The organism is Bifidobacterium callitrichos DSM 23973 (genome assembly GCF_000741175.1).
Taxonomy (GTDB): Bacteria; Actinomycetota; Actinomycetes; order Actinomycetales; family Bifidobacteriaceae; genus Bifidobacterium; species Bifidobacterium callitrichos.
Genome location: NZ_JGYS01000013.1, coordinates 64,185 through 88,138 on the forward strand (window position 1 = coordinate 64,185; position 23,954 = coordinate 88,138).

The window sequence follows — 23,954 nt, forward strand, 5'->3', positions numbered from 1 at the left end:
TGCCGCTGTATGGAAGTGTGGTGGCAGACCGCACCGGCCCATCCTTCTTCGTCATGTTGAAGGATTTCGATATTTGGCTGGGGTTGTTCCGGCCCGTCTCGCCGGCGGACGTATGGGCTGTTGGCCGGCATGTAGGGGAAATCTAAGGGTAAGGGAACGTGATGCGAGATAGATTGCGTGTCATATGGTCGAGGCTTGTAGCGGTACTCATCGCCGCCGCTATGCTGCTCGGCTTCGGCGTGACGACTGCACAGGCCGTTGAACCGACGGCGCAGGCCGATGCGCCTGTGGCCAAGGCTGACGATTCGGTGACGACGACGAAGGTGAATCACAATGCCGTTGTTTTGGTGTTGGATACGTCTAAGGACATGAGGAAGCTGGTTCCGGATTCGTCTACGGGTGAGACGAAGCTGGATCGTGAGTTTGTTGCGGCGAGGCGTCTTGCGAAGGCGATTTTCGCGAATGATTCTCAGGCTCGTGTGGGTGTGGTGTATTTCGGTCTGAACGTGGGTGGTTTCGGTGACGCGAATGCATGCCCTGTGGGGATGGCGTCTGATGAGAAGACTGTCAGCGCCTGTCTGAACGGGCATGATGCGTATGGTTCTCCCAATACGAAGAGGGGTCTTGAGGAGGCCGAGAAGCTTCTTGATGGTGTGCAGGATACTGATACCGTTCACTATGTGAAGAGCGTGGTGACCATGTCTGGTGAGAAGGCGTGGAACATATCTCCCTGCTGGAACGGTAATGATTGCGAGGATGTCGCAGCGGACAGCATAAAGCAGGCCGGCAAGATGACGGCGAAGGGCGTGGATCTGTATTCGGTGGGTGTGTACCCGGATGCCGATGGCCGTGTCTTCCTGCAACAGCTACAGAACAAGGGCGACAAGGGCTACTACGAGATGAATAATTTCGGAGACCTTGTCGATCTCTTCGGAATCACCGCTGAGATCTTGTATGTGGATGAAGTTCAGTACACGCCTCTTAATGGTTACAGGGCAAAGAATGATGATGGTTCGGTTTACGCCATGCTTCGTGTGACGCTGAATCGTAATACCGGCATCGGCGGAAAAGATGTCAAGTTGGAGTCGGTGAAGGTGACGTTGCCGGAGCCGTTGAGTTTCTCGCCGGATAAGAGGGAGCCGACTCGTGAGTTCGTTCAGGATATGGAGACTGGCTGGGCGCCGTCTACATGGGATTCTTGGTATCTGGCGACCGCAGACATGAAGTTCTACGTGCTGCCACAAGAGGTCCACAAGGACTTGGGTGATCTGAATGCGACCATAGATGTGAAATCCTCCATTGGCGAGAAGCCATACACGACTGGGATTCCCGTAACAATGAGCGGGGATTCCGATGGTGATGCTCTGCCGGATTCATGGGAGACGGCAGATGACAAGACTGCCGATAAGATGGGTATTCCTCATTTGAAGTCGCTGGGCGCCGATCCGAAGGTTAAGGACGTGTTTGTCGAAGCGGATTGGACCGAGAAGACTAGGTCCGGCATTATTTCATGGCTGAAGGGCGACAAGAATACAGTAGAACGCTCGCTTCAACCTGATCAAGAGGCTATGACCGATGTTTGTCGAGCTTTTGATGAGCATGGCATTCATCTTCATATTGATTCCGGTGAAAAATCCATTAATGGATGTGGGACATGGAGCAAAGGTCCTTGGGGATCGGAGAGTCGTGCCGGTAATGTTGTCGGTAATGATTGGTCTGAAGGACGCCAGAATTTGGGCGGCCAAGATGGATGGGATAGATTCTCTGAGTGGCAGAAGCAAAGTCTGCAAGATCCTAATAAGGGATTTAGTGACATTCGTAAACGTGTATTCCATTATGCTATTTTCGGTGATCTTCTCAATGCTGATATCGATAAATCCGGGAATGTCAATGATTGGGGAATCACTGGTATAGCTGATGCTTCAGATGTATTAAGGTTCTATGTTGCCGTGGGTGGAATGCATGAAGATAAATTCCAACAGGCATCTACGTTCATGCATGAGCTTGGTCATACGCTCGGGCTTGGTCACGGTGGCGGTAATGGTGTCAATTACAAGCCTAATTATCTAAGTGTGATGAATTATTCATTCCAGCTGTCAGGTCTTGTGACCTCTGACAAGTCGAAGCGTTTGAATTATTCAGAACATCAGCTTCCTGACTTAGATGAGAACTCCTTGGATGAGTCAAAAGGGGTTGATCCCAATCATCTCTATAAAGATGATGTGATTGGTACGAGATGGTCATGCCCAGCGGATGCAAAGCTTCATGATTATAATTCAGATTATCTTACGACATATAATATTGACGCAGATATTTCGGATGAAGATGCTAGGGTTGGTGATTTCAACTGTAATGGCATGACTGATCCCGGATTCATATCTGCTAACATCAACCAAGATCCTGATAATCCGAAGGACACTGATAAAAGCATTCTCCATGGCTATGAGGATTGGTCTCATCTTGTGTTCAACCTGAATGGGGCTATCGGTCCTGAGGAAGAGGAAACAGCGTCTGAAGCTGCTGCACAGAATGAGGTGCTGCCAGACGATAAGGGACTGAGTCTGGATACTGCGCTTTCTATGGATGCTTTGGCTCCGAAGGGTACTGGCCGTGCGGATGTGCTTGGGCCTTACACATTGTTCAACGGCGTTAAGGACCAGCATTTGCTGGTGGATATTCAGAACCTGAATCGTGGAGCAAATGAATTTACGGTGAAGGTGGAGAGTGATCTGCTGGCTAAGCCGTACACGACCAAGGTCAATGTGAAGGGATCCTCGTCGTTCCCGCTTTCGTCGACCCGTATCAAGGTTCCGATGACCGAAGTCGGTAAGGACGGAGATCATACCGTGAAGATCACGGTGACCGGTCCGACCGGCGAGATCAACGACAGCACGGTCACAGTGAACGTGTATTCGCCGACCGATGCTCAGAAGCAGCAGTTGCTGCAGGCCTTCAAGGACGGCAGCCTTAAGCTGATCGACGGTGTGGAGGAAGAGACGCGTGTCGCTCTGGGTGATGCTTCCAAGCCTTCCGATGGTGTGACTCCTCAGGCTCCTTCCCGTAAGGGCAATGTGGTGTCTATTCCGGTTCAGGATGGTGTGGAGTATGTGAATGGCGCTGATAATAAGGTGCTGTCCGGTGATGTCACGTTGCAGAAGGGCCAGACGCTGAAGGTGATCGCGAAGGCGAAGAAGGGTACTTCGTTCGCCGAGGGTGCCACGACCGAGTGGACGTTCACCTTCCAGGAGTCCGTTTCGCCGACCGTGACCGGTGTCAAGGTGACTGCGAAGCCTGCAAAGACTAAGTACGAGGTGGGTGAGACCTTCTCGTCTGACGGTTTGCAGGTGTCGAAGAACCTGTCCGATGGAACCTCTGCGAAGTTGGATTCCAAGGATTACGTGTTGACGGCGAAGAGCGAGACCGGTAAGCCGGTGGATCTGGCCAAGCCGTTCGAGAAGTCCGCTGTCGGCAAGGTGACGGTCACCGTCACGCTGAATTCCGATCCGAAGAAGATCGCCACGTTCACGGTGACGGTCGTCGAGAAGGATCAGCCCAAGCCTCCGACGCCGAACCCGTCTCCTGAGCCTGAGCCGTCCCCGACTCCTAATCCGACTCCTACTCCCACTCCTTCGGTGACTGCTGTTCCGGTGTATCGTGTGTATGATCGCAATTCCGGTTTGCATCATTACACGACGAGTAGGGCTGAGCGTGACCACTTGGTCAGGCTTGGTTGGCGTGACGAGGGTACGTCGTTCAAGGCCGCGAAGGAGGATGCGTCGAATAAGGATCTCAAGCCGGTGTATCGCGAGTACAACCCGAATGACGGCAACCATAACTGGACGATGAGCAGGGCTGAGCATGATCATCTGGTCAGGGTCGGCTGGCGTGACGAGGGCATCGCCTGGTATGTGGATTCGACTGCGTCGACGGATGTGTATCGCTTGTACAACCCGAACAGTGGTGAGCATGTGTATACGACGTCGAAGGTCGAGTATGAGAATGTCGGTCGTGCGGGCTGGCACAAGGAAGGAGTCGCCTGGAAAAGCCTCAAATAATGCATTGATGCTGCTGAAACGTAGACCGGCATGAGCCGGGTCGTGAGTCGCCGAGAGGTCTGTCGTTATGTGAATTGTGGCGGCAGGCCTCTCGGCCCGTACCTCGTTGATGTGTTCGGGGGGTTCTGATGGGTCGGGTATTCCGGCCCCATCGTGCCGGTGGGTGTGAAAGGGCTGTTGGCCGGCATGGTATGTATTTATGTATTAGGGAAAGAAGTGATGATGCATAAGGAAATGCGTGTCATATGGTCGCGGCTGGTTGCGGTGCTGGTTGCCGTGGCCATGCTGCTTGGCTTCGGCTTGGCGACGGCTCAGGCCGTCGAGCCTTCGACCGGTAAGACGGACACGAAGACGAAGCACAATGCAATCGTGCTGGTGTTGGATTCGTCCGGAAGTATGTCGGGTGATCCGTTCGACAAGGGCGTGCGCCCGGCGGCAAAGAAGTTCATCGAAGCCGTGTTCGACAAGGATCCGTTGTCCCAGATCGCCGTGGTCTCATTTGGCGATACAGTTCATATGAATCCGCAGGGGTTCACCAATGATGAGAAGTCGTTGGTGGATTACACCCAGACCCCTGGTACTGGTGATGACAAGATCTGGGTCGGTGGCGGAACGAACGTGACGCTCGGTCTTCAGAAGGCCGACGAGCTCGGCAGCAAGCTTTCTGATGATGATTATGTCAAGAGCATCGTCACCATGTCCGATGGCTGGCCGAATGATGCCAGTGGAGCGACAGCCCAGGCGCAGAGCATGTTCCCCCGCTATAACATGTATTCGGTCGGTTTCAACATCGATGACAGGGGACGTGCCTTCCTGAAGACGATTCAGAACAAGGGTGATGATGGATACTACGATGCGACCGATATCGATACTCTGATCAAGATCTTCGGCAAAATCGTCGATCAGATCCTTCACCCGCTGGATATTGCTCTGTCCTATGAGGATGAAGGCAATACCGTCGGCAATGGTCGCCAATATCTCGTTACCGCGAAGCTTTCAAATCCAAACACTCAAAAGGCATCTAGCGTAAAGGCTTCTATCTCCTTCAAGGAGAATGCGATTCTGGCTACTGGTGAGCAGGCTGAGAAAACCGTCGGCGAGATTCCGGCTAAGGATTCCCGCACTGTTTCGTGGCGTATCCGTGTTGTGAAAACCGCCTCGTCCGTTATGTACACGGTTACCGTGTCCGGTGACAACATGGCGGACTTCTCCAAGTCCGACAAAATCGCCGTTGGCAACAACACCGGTACGTCTAATGTGTTCGACTTTGATAAGGATACATGGAAGTTCGGTAATTACCGCGAAGATGTTGTGGAACCGTTTACTGGTAATAAAGATTCCAATGTGCCGGTAAGAAATCTGATGTCCAATGAAGACTTCGATCGGCTTATTGATAGTGTAAATGATCCTGATGAGTTTGCAAATATAATGAAGTGGAGTCAGACCGAATGGGCTGGATCCTGCTATGGATTTGCAGCCACCTCCATTCTTGCAAAGATGGGATCTGCGACGCCGTATGATCGTCAATCTGGTGCTTCATCGCTTCATGATATGAATAATTCGAAATCTGTTATTTCATATATCAATTATTACTACCTTTCGCAGCAATATAAGGCAGTGCAAAGCGTGAAACAGGAATCTACTCAAGATTCCAAGGATGCGGTTTCTCGTTTGCTGGCAGATTTGGATCAAGTTAAGCAGGGTGGCGCCCCTGTATTGCTCTTTTTCTCTGTTCTTGATAACAAAAAGAGTATAGAGCAGGGTAGGATCGTGTCAACGATCAATCATGTTGTAGTGGCTGACTCCTATAGTGAAACCTCTTATGCATATGATGGTCATTCATTTAACTATGCAGTTCGAATCTACGATTCGAATATGCCTAATAATGCGAATGTTTATCTATATGTGAACAAAGATACAGGCGATTGGTACTTCCCTGGTGTGGAGCCCAATGTCTATGGTGCAAAGTCCTGGGCTGTAGACACCGGGAAGAGCTATTTCCCCATGATCATCAATGATCTTAACATTCTCAATCCTAAAGAACATGATCTTGAATTGTTGTCGAAGAACTATTTCGCGCAACTAAATGCACATGCTAGGACCAATAACGCTGATCTGCTGATCAAGAGCGGTGCTTCGCAGTGGTCCATTGATAAAATTCTCCGCGACAAGAATTCTGATGTCAGCTTCTCATTCCCTATGGATGGAGCCATTGGTAATGATTTCTCCTTTAACTTGCCTAATAATGACAATGATTACTCGGTAGAAACGAAGGGGCAGTATGACTATGCGTTGCATTATCCGGATGCGTATGTTGCCGTCAAGGCCGATAAGGCTGATTCTGCCACCTTCTCGCGCAACGGCAATGTGGCGCTGACTGGTAATTCCGGCAAGTACACGTTGTCGTCGACGCTTGACTCCGCGAAGGGCCCGTGGTTCACGTATTCGGTGTCGGGCTCGAAGGCCAAGGACATCAAGCTCACAAAGAACGGCGACGGCTACATCGTTGAGGCCGACAACCTGACGGATGCCAGGTTCTCCGCCAACAACAAGGAGGAGACCAAGACCCTGTCCGTGGATACCTCCGCGAAGAAGGTCGAGGTGAAGGCGGACGAGTCCGGCAGGAACCTCGTCGCCTCCATCGACAAGGATGGTGACGGCAAGTTCGAGACGGTGATCGCCGACAGCTCAAAGCAGTCTGTTGTCACGGTAGAGCCGAAGGCTCCGTCTCGTGTCGGTAACACGGTGTCGATCCCGTCGGTCAAGGGCGTGTCCTATGTGGATGGCCAGGGCAAGGTCCTCAAGGGTGATGTCGTGTTGCATCGCGGTGAGACCCTGACGGTGAAGGCGCAGGCGCAGGACGGGTACAAGCTCCAGTCCGGCGTGCGTTCCGAATGGACGTTCACGTACCAAGACGAGACCCCAGTGCCGAATCCTGAGCCGTCGCCTTCTCCGACTCCTACGCCTACGCCGTCTCCTTCGGTGACTGCTGTTCCGGTGTATCGCGTGTATGATCGCAATTCCGGTTTGCATCATTACACGACGAGCAGGGCCGAGCGTGACCACTTGGTGCGTCTTGGTTGGCGTGACGAGGGCGTGTCGTTCAAGGCGGCCGAGAAGGACGCTTCCAACGCGAACCTCAAGCCGGTGTATCGCGAGTACAACCCGAATGATGGTAACCATAACTGGACGATGAGCAGGGCCGAGCATGATCATCTGGTCAGGGTTGGCTGGCGTGATGAGGCGTCGCCTGGTATGTGGATTCGACTGCGTCGGCGGATGTGTATCGCCTGTATAACCCGAACAGTGGTGAGCACGTGTATACGACGTCGAAGGTTGAGTATGAGAACGTCGGTCGTGCGGGCTGGCACAAGGAAGGAGTCGCCTGGAAGAGCCTTGACTGACAATACCGCTGATGCTGCCGGTGTGCCGGTAGACGAGTGAATGGGGCGTGTGATCCGCATCGATGCCATGAGCATCACCGCAGGATCGCACGCCCCTTCTTCGTGCAATGACAGTATGCATTCATGAACGTCCCGTGAACTGCGTCACTTCCCGTGTTATGGGGGATCCCAAGGGGGTACTCTGGAAGAGTGAGTCGGCAAAGTAGTCGACTGAACCTTCGAGAAAGGAAGGCAGAGGTGAATAGGGGTACCACCAAAGGTCCGCGCAAGCTCGTCGCATTGCTTGCAGCGGTATGCACACTTGGCGCGCTCGCGGTCGTTCCGACGGCAAACGCTGTGGATGACGGTTCTTTCGGAACCGACGCGGTTCCGTACAGCGAGGAGGTCGTCAAGGCGGTAACGACGACCACTCCGGCGGAAGCGGCGCTTCAGCCGGCGCAGCTCAAGGAGATCAAGACTCCGACGCTGGCCGTCGCGTCCGGTTCCAGCTCGTCGAACGGGCTTCTTCAGGGCAACGTGAGCGGTGTCAGGCCGAACGCGGTCGCCAAGGACTGGCAGAAGACTATCGATGAAGCCAAGGAGGGCAGCACGGTCACACTGACCGGCGCCATCTCCAGCGGACTCAACGTCAACAAGAAGCTCACCATTACCGCCGCCAAGGATGCCGTCTTCACTGGTTCGCTGCGCATCATGGCAGATGACGTCACCGTCAAGGGCGTGAACTTCAAGCTCGACCCGGCGACGAACAAGAACGCGCAGAACATCGTCATCGTCGGCACCAAGAACGTCACGATCACCGGCAACACGTTCACCATCGCGGCCGGTGATCCGGCTGCCGGCGCCTCCGCGAACAAGGATTGGCAGCCGAGCTCGGTGTGGCTCCAGAATGGTGCTGCCGATACCGTCATCTCCGGTAATACGTTCAAGCTCGGACAGGTCGTCAACAACTCCTCGGTCGGTGTGAATCTGGTCGGCGGTCCTGCAGAGGCTCCGATCACCGGAACCGTGATCAAGAACAACACCGTGTCCGCCGGGCCGAAGAGCGGTGACGGCGTTTCCGGCTCGATGATGTTCGTCGTTGGCAACGGCAACACCAAGACCGGCTACGGCATCACTGACCTGACCTTCTCCGGCAACACCGTGACCAATGACACTGGTTTGGCCGCTCAGTACTCCCGTGTCTACGGTATCGCGATCACCGCGACGAAGGGCGCCACCATCTCCGGCAACACCATCGGCGGTTACATGGCGGTGTCCTACAGCACGTGGCCCGGACAGGGGCCGAACGACGACGTGACGGTGTCCGGCAACACGCTTGACGCGTACGCCGCCATCTTCTTCGGCAACGGCAATGAGTCCCACGTCACTACCAAGGGCCTGACCGTCAAGAACAACACGTACGGCAAGAACACTGAATTCCAGGTCACCGGCGGCAACCTGCTCGTCGCCGATCAGAACGGACGCGTCTACCCGAGCATCAACGCGGCCATCAACGGCGGTGACGACGACGGCAGTCCGTACGTCGAACTGCTGCGCTCGTTCGCCGAACCCATCGTGATCAAGCAGAACCAGACCGTCACGCTGGAACTCAACGGCTACACGTTGTCCAATGGTGCAAGCACCGTTCGTCGTCACACCATCGTCAACCGCGGCAAGCTGACCGTCAAGGACTCCTCCGCGGCCAAGACCGGTTCCGTCGACAACACGGCTAACGGTGCCGCGGCGATCGCCAACTACACGACCGGTACGGTCACCATCGAATCGGGTCGCTTCACCCGCTCGGCGGAGGCCAGCAGCTACGATCCGAAGACCGACAAGGCCGTCTCCGGCGGCAACAGCTACTACGTGATCAAGAACTTCGGCGTCATGAACATCACTAGCGGCGACTTCTACTTCGGAGTCGGTGAATCGGGCAACGACGGCTACTATTCCAGCCTGATCGCCAACGGCTGGTACTCCAAGAACGAAAGCCCCGACTACAACCCGTACGGCGGTGAGAACGGTGCCGGTGCTACTCTGAACATCTCCGGCGGTACGTTCAGAGGCGGCAAGATCACCATCAAGAACGACGACTACGGCATTCTGAACATCTCCGGTGGTGAGATCAAGCAGCCGACCGAGCAGTTCTACGCCGTGCTCAACTACAACGTCGCCAAGATCACCGGCGGTACGATCACCGCTCCGGAGAAACCGCTCGGTGCCAGTGGCATCAAGGGCGCGGCTGCGGACAAGGGTGAGACCACGCTCGGCGGCAAGGTCGAGATCACGAGCGATAAGGGCTACGCTCTGCGCGCGCTGGACAACGGCAAGCTGACGGTCACCGGCGGCAAGTACTACTCCGGCAACAAGAAGAGCGTCTCCAAACTCAAGGAGAGCGAGCATGGCACCCCGTCCATCGCGATCTCCGGTGGCCGCTTCAACGTGGAGCCCACGGAGAAGGAGCTCGCTGACGGCTACGTGGCGGTGAAGGACGACGCGGACAAGACCTACCCGTACACGGTGGTCAAGTACACCGAGCCGAGCCCGGAGCCTGAGCCCGGTCCGTCGCCGAACCCGGATCCGACGCCTTCGCCGAACCCGACTCCGACCCCCACTCCCACGGTGACTGCTGTTCCTGTGTATCGCGTGTATGACGTGAACTCCGGTCTGCATCACTACACGACGAGCGAGGCTGAGCGTGATCACTTGGTGCGTCTTGGTTGGCGTGACGAGGGTACGTCGTTCAAGGCCGCGAAGGAGGATGCCTCGAACAAGAACCTCAAGCCGGTGTACCGCGAGTACAACCCGAATGATGGCAACCATAACTGGACGATGAGCAAGGCCGAGCACGATCATCTGGTCAGGGTCGGCTGGCATGACGAGGGCGTCGCCTGGTATGTGGACGCGTCCGCGTCGACGGAGGTGTATCGCTTGTACAACCCGAATTCGGGTGAGCACGTGTACACCACCAGCTGGGCCGAGTATGAGAGCGTCGGTCGTGCCGGCTGGCATCAGGAGGGCGTTGCCTGGCAGAGCCTCGACTGATGTTTGTCTTGGTTACCCGGTTGTAGCCATCTAAAAGTAGAGAAAGTGGGGGCGCGCCGCATGCGTTGCGGTGCGCCCCCACTCGTTATGCCGGCATGTCATTCGCTATGCCATGGTTACTTCATGTTCTTGACTCGCATGTCGTAGACCTGCTTTTCCAACAAGCGAATGTAATAAGTGGCAGCACATCGTATGCGCTGCGCAGGCGTGAGTCGTGAAAGCAGATCAGCGAGAATCTCACGATCTTTCGCATACCGCTCCGTATTATCGGAAGCCGAAAAGTCCGACGCGGTTTTTGCTTCGCCAAGCTGTTCGACCATCGTGTAATAACTGCGTGCGGGAACCACGCCGTGCTCTATGCAAAGTCTGAAATTCGTCGAACCGGCCACGAAATTATCCTGATAGAAATTGAAGCCGCGCTCCTTATGGGTCACCGAACCGCTCGACTGCAGCCAGTTGTAAAGATTCACGTCAATATCGGCCACTTTGCGTGTACGCGAATACAATTCGCCGGCGACCATGACGTCTTGGGCGTACATCCCTTCCGGGAATCGAAGTCCCTCCCAGAGCTCGCGTTTATACAGGCGGCACCAATTGGCCTCATTGAAGTATTTGGCTTCGGTATTATGCCCGAGTCGGTTTCCGATGATTCGCAGACTCTTGCAGAACACTGACTGATACGCTCTCAACGGTTCCGTGAACACACTGATCGTCACGGGATCCGTGGCGCCTTCTGCGGCCTCCTCGGCAACGATGTCGAGCTGTGAGACTCCGAACTGCCGCCAACGAGCCTTACTCATATCAGCGTCCGCCTTGACCAGTGCGTGCAGCAGTAGTTCGATATTACGGCGGTCGAGGATGTCATCATTGTCGGAAAACGCGATGTACTCGCCATGAGCTGCATCAAGACCGGTGTTCTGCGCCTTGGCGATGCCGCCGTTTGACTGATGGATCACCGTTACACGAGCATCTTTTCGCGCATAATCATCCAGTATGTTCGGGCTGCTATCGGTCGCGCCATCATCGACCAGAATCACTTCAAGATTCGTATAGGACTGTCCAAGAATCGAATCCACGCAGTAATGCAGGTATCGTTCCGCGTTATACACCGGCACGATGATGGAAACCAAAGGGGACTCATGAACAAGTTGCATGGTTGTTGCTTATCTTCCTGATCGCTTGATGGATGCTATGCGCCACTTCGCGCAAGGTAAATGATGTTTATGTGGTAGGAGAGTGATCTTCCAAGCAGTATGTGGAGTTCACCCGAGCAACGGAGCCACCTGCTCCTCGTACGCGGTCAGCGCCGTGTCGATGACGTTGTGCATGTCGTAGTACTTGTACGTGCCGAGTCGGCCGCCGAACACGGTTTTCGGCTCAGCGGCGGCCTTCGCGGCGTACTGCGCGTACAGGGCCTTGTCCTCGTCGGTGTTGATCGGGTAGTACGGTTCGTCGCCGCGCTCGGCGAATCGCGAGTACTCCTCCCACACCACGGTCTTGCCGGGCGTGTACGACGCGGCGCGCTCCGGATTGAAGTTCTTGAACTCGATCGCGCGGGTGTACGGCACGTCCGCATCGGAGAAGTTCATGACCGGGCAGCCGAAGTGGTCGTCCTCGTCGTAGCGGACCTCCTTGAAGTCGACCGTGCGCCACTTCAAGTCGCCGAGCTCGTAGTCGAAGTAGCGGTCGACCGGACCGGTGTACACGACCGGCACGCCGGCCTCGCGCAGCGCCTTCTTGTTGTACGGCTGCGTCTCGTCGAAGAAGTCGACCCCAAGCTCCACCGTGATGCGGGGATCGTCGATCATCTTCTCGAACCATGCGGTGTAGCCGTCCTTCGGCAGGCCCTCCCAAGTGTCCTTGAAGTAGCGGTTGTCGTAGTTGAAGCGCACCGGCAGTCGCTTGATGATCGACGCCGGCAGCTCGGCCGGATCGGTCTGCCACTGCTTGGCCGTGTAGTTCTTGATGAACGCCTCGTACAGCGGGCGACCGATCAGCTGGATGCCCTTGTCGTTGAGGTTCTGCGGATCGGAACCGGCCAGCTCGCCCGCCTGCTCCTGGATCAGCGACTGCGCTTCGGCGGGCGTGTAGTGCGCGCGGAAGAACTGGTTGATCGTGCCGAGGTTGATCGGCAGCGGGTAGACCTCGCCGTCATGTGTGGCGTACACGCGATGCACGTAGTTCGTGAACTCGGTGAAGCGATTCACGTACTTCCACACGCGTTCGTTCGACGTGTGGAACAGGTGCGCGCCGTACTTGTGGATCTCCGCGCCCGTCTCCTTGTCGAAGTACGAGTACGCGTTGCCGCCGATGTGATCGCGCACGTCGATGATGTGCACCCGCGCGCCCGCGTGCTCCACCGCCTGCTGGGCGATGGTCAGGCCGAACAGGCCCGCGCCTACGATCACCAGATCCGGGTATTGCGTGTTTTCCGCCATCAATATTCCTTACTGCTCAGGTGCATGTGGACGCACTTGCGCCGCATGCACGTGACATCCATCCTCGATTAGACTACCTCTCAGTCCCGCTTTGCGTCTTCTCACGCCAGCTCCCCGCCGTCCGGCGAGTACGTCGGCTTGGCCAGCGATGCGGGCAGGATCCGCTTGACGCTCTCCTCGAACAGTCGCATCCTTCGCGCGCCCATGCACTGCATGCGCTGCGCGAGCGTCAGCTTGCCGCGCAGCTCCTCCAGTTCGGTCGTGTCGAGCGCGAACTGCTCCTGATGCTCCGGCACGTCGAAATCGGGCGCGGATTTCGCCTGTTCGTACGCGGTCACCATCGTGTAGTAGCTGCGGGCGGGCAGGATCCCCTTGTCGAACGCGAACCGGAAGTTCGCCGTCCCCGCCGTGAACCGGTCGTGATAGTAGCGGAATCGCCGACGCTCATCCGTATCGCCGTCCAGCACCCGGTACAGCACGACATCCATGTCCGCGACCTTGCTCATCCGCGAATACAGCTCTCCCGCGGCCAGCAGCTCCGGCGAGTAGATGCCCTCCGGCAGTCGCACGTCGTCCCACACCGACGCGCGATACAGTCGTCCCCAGTCCTCGTCGTTCAGATACCGCGCCTCCGTGTTGTGCCCGAACTCGTCGCCGAGCACGCGCACGCTCTTCAGGAACACGCTCTGATACGCCTCGAGCGCGTCGGTGAACACCGTCACCGACTCCGGCTCGCGCGCGCCCTCGGCCGACACTTCGGACACCGCATACAGCTGGTCGGGCGTGAACCGCTCCCAGCGCGACTTGGCCATATCCGCACCGGTCTTGATCAGCGCGTGCAGCAGCAGCTCGATGGCGCGGCGATCCAGCACCCCGTCGCTGCCCACGAACGCCACGTACTCGCCGTGCGCCGCATCCAGTCCGGCGTTCCTCGCCCGCGCCGCGACGTCGCCGTTCTCAGCCGCAGCGTCGTCGATCGCGTCGATCGCATCATCGGTCACGTCATCATCGGTCGCTTTGTCGATCGCATCGATCGCAGCGGCATCGTCGCCTACGTGGTCGGCATCATCATGGTCGGCGTCGACGGGGGTCGTCGTGTCATGCGCGTCGGACTCCGTCCCTCTTCCGGGATCCGTGCCCTCGTTCTCGGAATCTATGCCTTCGCTCGCGGGATCCGTGTCTCCATTCCCGGGACCCATATCTCCGCGATCGGGCTCCGCGTCCGGCTTGCTGCTTTTGCTGTCCCGTTCCCCGCCGTCGTTCGGCGCATTAGGATCGCTCAGCATGATCGTCTTTACGCGGTCGTCGCGACGCGCGTACTCGTCGAGAATCACCGGACCGTCGTCGTTCGACCCGTCGTCGACCAGAATCACCTCGAGATTCGCGTACGACTGGCGCAGGATCGAATCGACGCAGTATCGCACGGTCTCCGCCGCGTCGTGCACCGTCACGATCACCGACACCAGCGGCGAGACGGGGGATTGGGACTCATCGCCCGCAGCCACGAACTTCGGCATCACCCGGTGCGCTCGATTGGCGCGATCCGCCCGGCGCGCGGCGCGTTCCTCGCCCGTCGGCGCATACGACGGCTCGATCGTGGCCGGCGTGGCCGGCGTGGCCGGTGTGGCCGAGTTGGCCGGTATAGCCAGCGCAGCCGGAGTGGCAGACATGGTTGGAGTAACGGGTGCGGTCGGCGTGATCGGCGTGACCGAGACGGCCGGTGCCTCCGCCGCGTCGGCCGTGGCCTGCGGCGGTGTGGTCGGAATCGCGTCGCCCGACGGTCCACCCGGAACCCCCGCCTCCGCCGAAAGCGGGGGCTCGGGACTCGGCGATGCATACGGTTGCAGAGGCTCTTGCGGCATGTATTCCCTCAGACTTCCTTCCCGGCGGTGACTTCCGACTGCGACGATTCCAGATTCCAGCAACGATTCCAACTACAGCGACTCATAACCTATCCTCCCCGCGGCCCCGCCGCCCCAAAATGTTCGAATCCATCCCAATAACTCCATGACGCCTTCATACGAACTTCACGATTTGTTCGATTTTGCCCCCTCGGTCGTGTTTGTGTGGTGCCTTTTGCGGGCTATTAGTCCTAGGCGCCCCCGCATGTTCGGTGCCGCGTTACGGCTGTGCTCTTGACGGGAATGGAACGCTATTGGTCCTGTGTTCGCCTGGTGCCGCGTGTGTATTGACTCATCAGAGGCTCCTTTGGACCGTGCAGCTGACATGCAAAGCGGATCCGAGAGATGCCGAATGCGCTAATGAAGTGCTAGCGAAGCAATGGTCTCGCCACAACGCTCCTGTCGATCGATTGCCGTTCTTGCCGTGGCAGGATTTCATGCCACAACTCAAGTTGAATCGCCGATTGGGCATGTTGTGGTGGCACTCTTCAACGAAGCGCGAGTGGAAGTGGATTCCGCAGTAGAGGGGTGGTGGACGGTAGGAGCTTGAAAAGCTTGAAATTCCAACGATTCTGGTAGATGTCACGATGAGTGGGTTGTTGGCGGAGAGGAAGAGGCGTTGCCATAACTCCCTGAATCGCCATTTTCTCTCGAGTTGTGGCAAGGGAGCATGCCACGACTCGTTCAAAATGTGTGGGATCGCACGTTGTGGCCGGGGATCATGCCACAACTCGTTCAGAATGTGTGGGATCGCACGTTGTGGCCGGGGATCATGCCACGACTCGTCAACGCCACGCGAATCCGCTCGTTATGGCAAAGGGCGGGCAAAGGGCCGTGCCGCAACGCATCCAAACCTTGGACTGGTCGCATAACCGTCCAAAAAACATCCGCACCCCCAACTGAACAGAATCGTACGTTGTGGCATTATTCCTGCGTATGTACGGGCGCGCGGAATCACGCGGAATCATCTTGATGGGGCACGTGGGAATGAAATATGCGGCAACCATCTTGACAAACCATCTTGGCGGGGCTTGGCGGGGCGCGGTCCTGAATTCGCGGACAGTTTCATTCCGCGTGGTGAGCGATGGTTGCGGTGCTATCCGGAATGAGTAGTCTATTGCGGGTTTCCCTGTGCGAAGGGTGCTAGAAGAAACGAAGGAGTGCATACGCTATGACGAGCGAGCAGAGCGAGCAGAAGAACGAGAACATTACCGAGACTACCGGCGTCACCGAGAACGCGAAGAACACCGAAACCGGCACCACGAACGCCGCCGCCCCCGCCGCCAAGCAGTCGAGGAAGGACCCGATCATCGGCATCATCGTCGCGATCGTGGTGGTCGTGATTGCGGTCGTCACGTTCATGCTGATCAACGGCGGCGACAAGGCCAGCGCCGAATCCGTCGAGAACTGCCAGCTGCAGGTCGAGGCCCTGAAGGCGCATCAGGAGGCGCTGAAGACCACGCAGGAATCGGCCGACGAAGCCGCCAAGCTCACCGCGAAGGACGTCGAGGACGCCTCCCTGCTGGACGACCTCAAGACCGCGCAGGCCGAGATCGACGAGCTCGGCGACGCCCCCACCTGCCCGACCGACGGTTCCCAGCAGGAGGTCGACGACGCCACGCAGGCCATCCGTGACTACGCCGACAACCTGCGCGGCGCCACGAGCAGCCTCGACGCCGCCGCCAAGGCTGCGATCGCCTCCAACGAGGCACTGACCGGCACCGCCGAGTGATCAGTTGAACCCGACCACGCGCTCGGCCACGCGATACCCCCAGCGGATCACGAATCGCCCGGCCGAGCCGTGCAGGTTCAGCGCCCGAGACATCGGCTTGCGTCGCACATCCCGATAGATCGATGACGAATGATCGCGGATGTCGGCCCACAGCTGCTTCTTCTTCGCGTAGTTCTCCGAGTCGCGCGAGAGAATCAGGAACACGCTCGCCACCGAGCTCTCGATCGCGAGGAAGTGGATCATGTACCGGTATAGGCCATCCGGCACGGTCCCACGCTCCGGCGTCGCCTCGACCATGCGATGATTGACGAGAATCAGCTGGTCGACGCGGCGGATCATCACATCAGTCTGCACGCTCTGCCCGTCGCGTCCGATGAAGTAGTGGTAGAACGGCGTATCCAGATATCGCAGCGACTTCACCCACGGGAACGGCTGGTACGCGTAGATGAAATCGACGTAGAACGTGTTCTCCGGCAGCTGCATCCCCGACTCGCGCACGACGGCCGTGCGGAAGATCAGCGCGTGCATCAGGATGTATTCGGCGAGTCCGAAATGTCCGAGATCGTCCCAGGTGAGGCGCTCGCCGGCCTTCATCGCGTGGCGGAAGTTGACCTCGTGCTTGTGACGCTTGCCGACCTTGTCGTACACGTAGTTGGTCACGAGCATGTCGATCGGGGCGTCGGCGTCGATGCCGCCCTTCTCGGCCTCGTCGCGCAGCACGCTCATTACCTGTTCGAGCGATTCCGGTCCGACCCAGTCGTCGGCGTCGACGACCTTCACGTACATGCCGCGGGCGGCGGCGATGCCGGTGTTGACCGCGCCGCCGTGCCCCTTGTTCTCCTGATGGATCGCCCTGACGACTCCGGGGAATCGCCGTTCGAACGCGCGCGCCACCTCCAGCGTCGAGTCCTTCGACCCGTCGTCGACGACGAGCACCTCGATATCGTCGATGCGTTTCGCCGCAGTGAGCGAGTGCACGCAACGCTCCAGATACGTTTCCATGTTGTAGGCCGGAACCACGAAGGTGAGTGTCTTGGGCGTCCTGTTGGCCGTCGTCGTCGCCGGTAGTGTCATATGGTTTCGGTCCTCAACATCACAAATCGGGTGGTACTTTCAACGCCACAGACTAGCACTCATTCGACTAGGCGGGCATTAGGATACATATTCTGCACATCGCGCAGCACAGTATGCGATCGTCGGGAGAGCGATCATCGGGGAATCGGGGGCCTCTTCATACGGAATTGCCACAACGCGCGATTCCTGACGTTTTTCTCGAGCTGTGACACGGATCGCCAGCAATGCGGGCGATCACGCACAGAGGGGAATTCGTGGAATGGCGGAATTCCAATCTTTCTGATGATCAGGTTTCGACTCTCACTCGCTGCAGGTCCGTAGTTCTTGTCACGACGTGCGATTCCCGCCGATATAGGCAAGTTGTGACAACGATAATTGCCATGACGTACCGAAAGGCGATCAGGAATCACGTTGTGGCATTCGCCGCATCTGGCATACCCGCCGTATCCGCCGCTTCGCCACTCGCCTCTTCGCCTACATCACCATTCGCGTCCGTGGTCTCCGTGGTCTCATCGGGATCTGTGGTTGCGGTCGTCGCCGCGCCCCTCGTCATCGACGCGGCCTTCTCCGCCGCCCGCCGTGCGCGCTCGCCCTCGAACAGCAGCTTCGGCTTGGAATCCAGGCGACTCAACCCGTGCCATGCCAGATCCACGATGTACGCGGCCAGCTGCTCCTTGCTCACCTTCGGCCGATCCGCCCAGTACTGTCCGGTGAACACGGTCATGCCGACGAGCATCTGCGCGTAGTACGGCACGCCCTTCGGCGAGAGCTTCTGCCGTTTGAACGCAGCCGTGAGCAGGTCCTCGACGCGCAGGGAGATGTCGCCCAGCAGCGAGCTGAACGATCCGGACGGGTCGGTGCTCGGCGAGTCGCGCGAGAGCACCTGGAACCCCTCCGCGTTTTCCTCGATGTAGGTGAGCAGCGCCAGCGCGGTGCGTTCGACGATCCGCCGCGGGTGCATCGTCGGATCGTCGAGCGCGGCGGTGAGCGTGGAGGTCAGCGCCTGCATTTCGCGATCGACGATGACGGCGTACAGGCCCTCCTTGCCTCCGAAATGTTCGTAGACGATCGGCTTGGACACCTTCGCGTGACTGGCGATCTCCTCGACGCTCACCGCCTCGAATCCCTTGGTCGCGAACAGCGACCGTCCGATGCGGATGAGTTGCTCCCGTCGCTGATACGACGTCATACGTGAGGAAGTGACCATATGAGTGCAGTCTAGTCGGCGGCTTGGTCGGGGGCCGGGATGCCTTGCGGCGTACGTTCTCTGTGGTTGATTGCGGCCTGATCCCGGAATGCGTACGCTGAGTCCGGCTCGGCGTACGTTCCTCGTGGCGATATCAGCACTATCACCCGTGTTCGTACGCTGCCATCGACTCGGCGTACGTTTTCGGGTGATAGGGAGGCTGGAGCCACGATCTGCGTACGCTGAGCTGTGTCTGGCGTACGCAAGTCGTGACTAGCGCCGAGATACCCCCGATCAACGTACGAGGTGTCATCGGGCATGGTGGGGTCGACCTCGGACAGGCGTCATCCAAGACCGGCAGCGTGAGGTGCCATCGGGCCTGGTGGGGTCGACCGGGACTGGCCGGGACTGGCCGGGACTGGCCGGGACTGGCTGGGACTGACCGGGCTGGCCGGGGTCCTGTCGACCGCCCAATAGACGCCCTTCATTAGACTGGGGATCATGGATAGCAATACTTTGGCCATGATTGGCGTCGGCGTAGTCGCGATCGTTCTGATCCTGCTCGCCGTGTGGTTCTCCAAGTCGCGCAAGCGCGATCTTGACAAGGTCTTCGAGGAGCGCGAGCAGCTCCGCGAACGGGAAGAGCAGGACGAGGAACGGCGCAGGGCCGACGAGGCCGCGAAGGCCGTGAAGGAGTCGACGACCGTCGAGCCGGCGGAGTCGTCGGAGACATCGGCGAAGCGGCCGGCGGCGGAACGCTCCGATACGTCCGAATCGGCTCCCGCGCGCGCTGCATCGACTGCGGCGGCCGTCACCTCAACTGTGCCCGGGGAACGGGAATCGCAGGAATCACGGGCCGCCGAAACATCCGCCTTCGACGGGGAATCGGCCGGAACGGGCCCGTCGACTGCGGCGGCCGATCAGCCCGAGGAGACCGAGGGATCCACCGTTTCCGAGGGCTCCGCAGTCGCGGCCGCCCAGCCCGCTGCCGAAGAATCCGAGGCCGATGAGTCGGCTCCGGAAACCGAGTCCCATATCGAATCCACGCCTCGTCCGGTGCAGGCCGCCCAGCCCGAGTTCCAGCCCGCACAGCCGGCCACTGCCCCCCAGCCCGTAACCCCCCAGCCCACACAGCCGACTCCCGTCCCAACCCCCAAGCCGGCAACCCCCAAGTCCGAAGCTCCGGAGAAGGTCGTCTCCCGACTGACCCGCCTTAAGGAGAAGCTTGCCAAGTCGAGCAACCCGTTCGGCAAGGCCCTGTTCAACATCCTCACCAAGGACAACCTCTCCGAATCCGACTGGGAGGATGTCGAGGACACGCTGCTGCTCGCCGACGTCGGCGCCGAGGCCTCCGGCCAGCTCGTCGACGATCTGCGCACCGACGCCCGCGTCACCGGCAAGGCGACTCCCGACGAGGTGCGCGCGGCCCTGAAGGAGAAGCTCCTCGATCTGGTCGGCCGTGACATGGATCGTCGACTCAACGCCGACAAGCCCGGCGCGAACAGGCCGAGCGTCATCATCATGGTCGGCGTCAACGGCACCGGCAAGACCACGACCGCCGGCAAGCTCGCCCGGCTGTTCGTCTCCGAGGACAAGAAGGTCGTCATGGGCGCTGCCGACACGTTCCGCGCCGCCGCCGCCGATCAGCTCGAGACGTGGGGCGCCCGCGTGAACGTGCCGGTCGTGCGCTCCGACAAGGACGGCGCCGATCCGGCGTCGGTCGCCTTCGAAGCCAGCGCGAAGGCCAAGGAGATGAACGCTGACGTGCTCATCATCGACACCGCCGGACGCCTGCAGAACAAGTCCAACCTGATGGACGAGCTCGGCAAGATCCGCCGCGTCACCGAGAAGAACCTGCCCGTCGACGAGGTCCTGCTCGTCCTCGACGCCACCACCGGCCAGAACGGCATGACCCAGGCCAAGGTGTTCGCCGAGGCGATCGGCATCACCGGCGTGGTTCTCTCGAAGCTCGACGGCTCCGCCAAGGGCGGCATCGTGATCTCCGTGCAGAAGGAGCTCGGCGTCCCCGTCAAGCTCGTCGGCCTCGGCGAAGGCCCCGACGACCTCGCCCCCTTCACCCCCGAATCCTTCGTCGACGGCATCCTCGCCTAGCTCGATTAACAATCGCGTAACCTGCCGTAACGAACTCAAAACCAACCGGGCGTTCACTACCGAACTGTTAGCCCCGTTACAGGGGACGGCAATAACGAACAGAGACCCGATCCGTCGTGCGGCAGGCCGTGACATCAAGTCAGGGCGCGGCGCGTGCGGCCAGACCGGGAAGGATAAGAGAGGGAGGTAGACATGGATTCCGGAAACACCGCATGGATTTTGACTTCCGCGTCCCTGGTTTTCCTCATGACGCCGGGTGTGGCGTTCTTCTACGGTGGCATGGTCCGTGCGAAGGCCGTGCTGAACATGCTGATGCTCGAGGCGGCGGCCCTGTCGGTCACCATGGTCATCTGGACCCTGTGGGGCTGGTCGATCGCCTACGCCGGCAGTGACATCGGCGGCATCTTCGGCGATCCGGCCTCCGGCTTCCTGCTGAAGGATTCGATGGTCGCCCAGGACGGCGTGTTCACCACGACCGGCCTGAACGCGAACAAGTACCCGGTGTCCGTCGACGTGGCCTTCCAGGCCGCATTCGCGATGATCACCGTGGGCCTGATCTGCGGCGCCATCGCCGAGCGTGTCAAGTACAGCACGTGGATGATCTTCGTGGCCCTGTGGATCACGTTCGACTACGCTCCGCTGGCGCACATGGTCTGGAACAAGGGCCTGCTGTCCGGCACCGGCGCGATCTCCACCGCCATCGGCGCCGCCGCCCACGATTTCGCAGGTGGTACGGTCGTCCACATCAACGCCGCAGTCGCCGCGCTCGTGATCGTGCTGATCATCGGCAAGCGCAAGGGCTTCGCCGTGCAGCCGTTCCGTCCTCACAACGTTCCGTTCGTGATGCTCGGCGCGTTCCTGCTGTGGTTCGGCTGGTTCGGCTTCAACGCTGGTTCCGCGTTCGCCGCGAACGGCACCGCCGGCTACGCGTGGGTCTCCACCTCCGCCGCCGCGGCCGCCGCCATGCTCTCCTGGGGCTTCACCGAGAAGATCCGTACCGGCCACTACACCGCGATGGGTGCGGCCTCCGGTATGGTCGCCGGCCTGGTCGGCATCACCCCGGCCGCCGATGTGGTCTCCCCGCTGTGGGCGATCGTCCTCGGCGCGATCGTCGGCATCCTGACGTGCCTGGCCTGCGGACTCAAGTTCAAGCTCGGCTACGATGACTCCCTCGATGTCGTCGGCGTCCACGGCGTCGGCGGTCTGACCGGCACCGTCCTCATCGGCTTCTTCGGCGAGGGCACCGGCCTGCTGGCCGGCGGCGACTGGAAGCAGCTGGTCGTCCAGATCGTCATCGCCCTGTGCGCGATCGTATACTCCGCCGTCATCACCGCGATCATCGCCTTCGCTCTGGAGAAGACGATCGGTTGGCGCGTCACCGAGGCTCAGGAGGTCGGCGGCATCGATCTTGCCGACCAGGGCGAGCGTGCTTACGATTTTGCTGGTACCGCCAGCTCCGTCCTCAAGGAGGTGAGGTGAGATGAAGCTCATCACCGCAATCATTCAGCCCCATAAGCTCGACGACGTCAAGGAGGCCCTCGCGGCCGCCGGCGTGCACGGTCTGACCGTCTCCGAGGCCAACGGCTACGGCCGTCAGCGCGGACACACCGAGGTCTACCGTGGCGCCGAGTACACCGTCGACCTGATTCCGAAGATCCGCATCGAGGTCCTGTCCGACGATGCGGACGCCGAGACCCTCGTCGGCGTGATCGTCAAGGCCGCCGGCACCGGCACCATCGGTGACGGCAAGGTCTGGGTCGCGCCCCTCGATTCCGTCACCCGCGTGCGTACCGGCGAGTCCGGTTCCGCCGCGATCTGACGATTGACAGTCGTCCGGACTTTGCGTGACTTCGTCCACGGGTTCGGGCCATCAATAGACAGGGAGTCCCCGCACGCTGCTATCGGAGCCGTGCGGGGACTCTTTTGATACACAGGAAAAGAGCTGGCAATGACCTCAGCGGTGGATGGTCTCAAGCAACGATTCATGGAAATAAGCCGTCCGGACGACGACGGCGTGTACCGTAACGGCGCGGCCAAACGCAAGGCCCGCACCGAACTCGCGATGACGAGCCTCAAGGCCCTGTGGGCCGAGGCGACGGCCGCCACAAGCTTCCCCGTCCCCGATCACGGCATCGGATTCGCCGCGGTCGGCTCGCTCGCCCGCGGCCAGATCGGCCCGTCCTCCGACCTTGATCTCGTCATCATCTACGATCCGCATGCGATCAACGACCAGCAGCTCAACGAGCTCGCCAACAAACTGTGGTATCCGCTGTGGGATTCCGGACTCGACCTCGACCATTCGATCCGCACGCGTCAGCAGTGCGAATCGGTCACCGACCATGATCTGCCCGCCGCGATGGGCTGGCTCGACGTCGACCCGATCGCCGGCGACACCGCGCTCATCCGCGAAACCTCCGATTCGATCCTCGAGCGCTGGCGCAAGGCCGCGCGCAAACGCCTGCCCGAACTGCTCGACTCCGCCAGATCGCGTCTTGACGAGTTCGGTCGACTCCAATACCTGAACCAGCCCGACGTCAAGGAGGCGCGCGGAGGCCTGCGCGACTCGGTCCTCGTCTCCGCGCTCGCCGTCTCCTGGCTGGCCGATCGCCCGCACGGCGTCTACGACGAGGCCGTCGACCGCCTGCTTGACGTGCGCGACTGCATCCATCTGGTCGCCAACAAGGACACGAACCTGCTGCTCACCCCCTATCAGGACAAGGTCGCCGCGATGCTCGGCCTCGCCGATCCGACCCTGCCGGCCGGCGGCGAACGCGAGGCCAAGTCGATCGACGACATGCAGACGATGCTCGCACGCATCGGCCGCCGCATCGCGTTCTCGCTCGACTCCACCGCCTCCCGCGCCGAGCATTCGCTCACGCATGAGAAGCCGCGATTCGCGTTCTTCCAGATGTTCTCCCAGCGTGCCGGCGGACACCGCGAGGCGCCGAAGTTCGACATCCTCGCGCCCGGCGTCGCCGAACACGAGCATGAGGTCGTGCTCGCGCCCGGCGTCGACCCGTCCGCCGAC

The 23,954-nt window shown here is 59.4% G+C and carries 12 protein-coding genes and 2 pseudogenes; 8 read left to right on the forward strand and 6 right to left on the reverse strand.

All coding sequences use genetic code 11. From position 1 onward, the window contains the following. Positions 1-161 precede the first annotated feature (161 nt). The 3 genes from BCAL_RS12300 to BCAL_RS12310 all read left to right on the forward strand — a co-directional run bounded on the left by BCAL_RS12300 (position 162) and on the right by BCAL_RS12310 (position 10,483). On the forward strand, positions 162-4,055 hold the full coding sequence (locus BCAL_RS12300; protein ID WP_052119125.1) for a bacterial Ig-like domain-containing protein: 3,894 nt from the start codon (positions 162-164) through the stop codon (positions 4,053-4,055). 219 nt (positions 4,056-4,274) lie between these two features. Beyond that, on the forward strand, positions 4,275-7,499 hold the full coding sequence (locus BCAL_RS12305; protein ID WP_052401208.1) for a VWA domain-containing protein: 3,225 nt from the start codon (positions 4,275-4,277) through the stop codon (positions 7,497-7,499). A gap of 197 nt (positions 7,500-7,696) precedes the next feature. After that, complete coding sequence (locus BCAL_RS12310; RefSeq protein ID WP_052119123.1) at positions 7,697-10,483, forward strand: hypothetical protein; 2,787 nt, start codon at positions 7,697-7,699, stop codon at positions 10,481-10,483. A gap of 116 nt (positions 10,484-10,599) precedes the next feature. On the opposite strand, the gene BCAL_RS07935 is transcribed toward BCAL_RS12310, so the two are convergent. The 4 genes and pseudogenes from BCAL_RS07935 to BCAL_RS14090 all read right to left on the reverse strand — a co-directional run. Beyond that, positions 10,600-11,637, reverse strand: coding sequence for a glycosyltransferase family 2 protein (locus tag BCAL_RS07935; protein WP_043165684.1), 1,038 nt, complete (start codon positions 11,635-11,637; stop codon positions 10,600-10,602). A gap of 108 nt (positions 11,638-11,745) precedes the next feature. Continuing rightward, complete coding sequence (gene glf, locus BCAL_RS07940; RefSeq protein ID WP_043165682.1) at positions 11,746-12,921, reverse strand: UDP-galactopyranose mutase; 1,176 nt, start codon at positions 12,919-12,921, stop codon at positions 11,746-11,748. A 101-nt stretch (positions 12,922-13,022) separates the two neighbouring features. Next, entirely contained in the window at positions 13,023-14,207 is a 1,185-nt protein-coding gene (locus tag BCAL_RS14005) for a glycosyltransferase (protein WP_420796823.1), read from the reverse strand. Beyond that, positions 14,208-14,438 (reverse strand): annotated as a pseudogene (locus BCAL_RS14090) (glycosyltransferase family 2 protein); the annotation flags it as partial. Positions 14,439-15,993: 1,555 nt separating this feature from the next. On the opposite strand from BCAL_RS14090, the gene BCAL_RS07950 reads away from it, so the two are divergent. Continuing rightward, positions 15,994-16,554 (forward strand): hypothetical protein, encoded by a 561-nt coding sequence (locus BCAL_RS07950; RefSeq protein WP_052119121.1) that lies wholly within the window; start codon positions 15,994-15,996, stop codon positions 16,552-16,554. Here the strand turns inward: BCAL_RS07950 and BCAL_RS07955 are convergent, their stop codons facing one another. Together BCAL_RS07955 and BCAL_RS07960 are read right to left on the reverse strand one after the other, a co-directional pair. Continuing rightward, a complete protein-coding gene (locus tag BCAL_RS07955; protein ID WP_052119120.1) occupies positions 16,555-17,628 on the reverse strand; it encodes a glycosyltransferase family 2 protein in 1,074 nt (357 codons plus the stop codon). Positions 17,629-18,034: 406 nt separating this feature from the next. Next, positions 18,035-18,817, reverse strand: a complete 783-nt coding sequence (locus BCAL_RS07960) for a TetR/AcrR family transcriptional regulator (RefSeq protein ID WP_052119119.1) — start codon at positions 18,815-18,817, stop codon at positions 18,035-18,037. 1,050 nt (positions 18,818-19,867) lie between these two features. On the opposite strand from BCAL_RS07960, the pseudogene ftsY reads away from it, so the two are divergent. The 4 genes and pseudogenes from ftsY to BCAL_RS07980 form a co-directional block, all read left to right on the forward strand. Next, a pseudogene (ftsY, locus tag BCAL_RS07965) lies at positions 19,868-20,926 on the forward strand (signal recognition particle-docking protein FtsY); the annotation flags it as partial. A gap of 192 nt (positions 20,927-21,118) precedes the next feature. Beyond that, a complete protein-coding gene (locus tag BCAL_RS07970) occupies positions 21,119-22,405 on the forward strand; it encodes an ammonium transporter (RefSeq protein ID WP_043165678.1) in 1,287 nt (428 codons plus the stop codon). Between the two features lies 1 nt (position 22,406). Further along, positions 22,407-22,745, forward strand: coding sequence for a P-II family nitrogen regulator (locus BCAL_RS07975; RefSeq protein WP_043165676.1), 339 nt, complete (start codon positions 22,407-22,409; stop codon positions 22,743-22,745). 129 nt (positions 22,746-22,874) lie between these two features. After that, positions 22,875-23,954: [protein-PII] uridylyltransferase family protein (locus BCAL_RS07980; protein WP_043260065.1), on the forward strand; the 1,080-nt coding region annotated here is incomplete at its 3' end.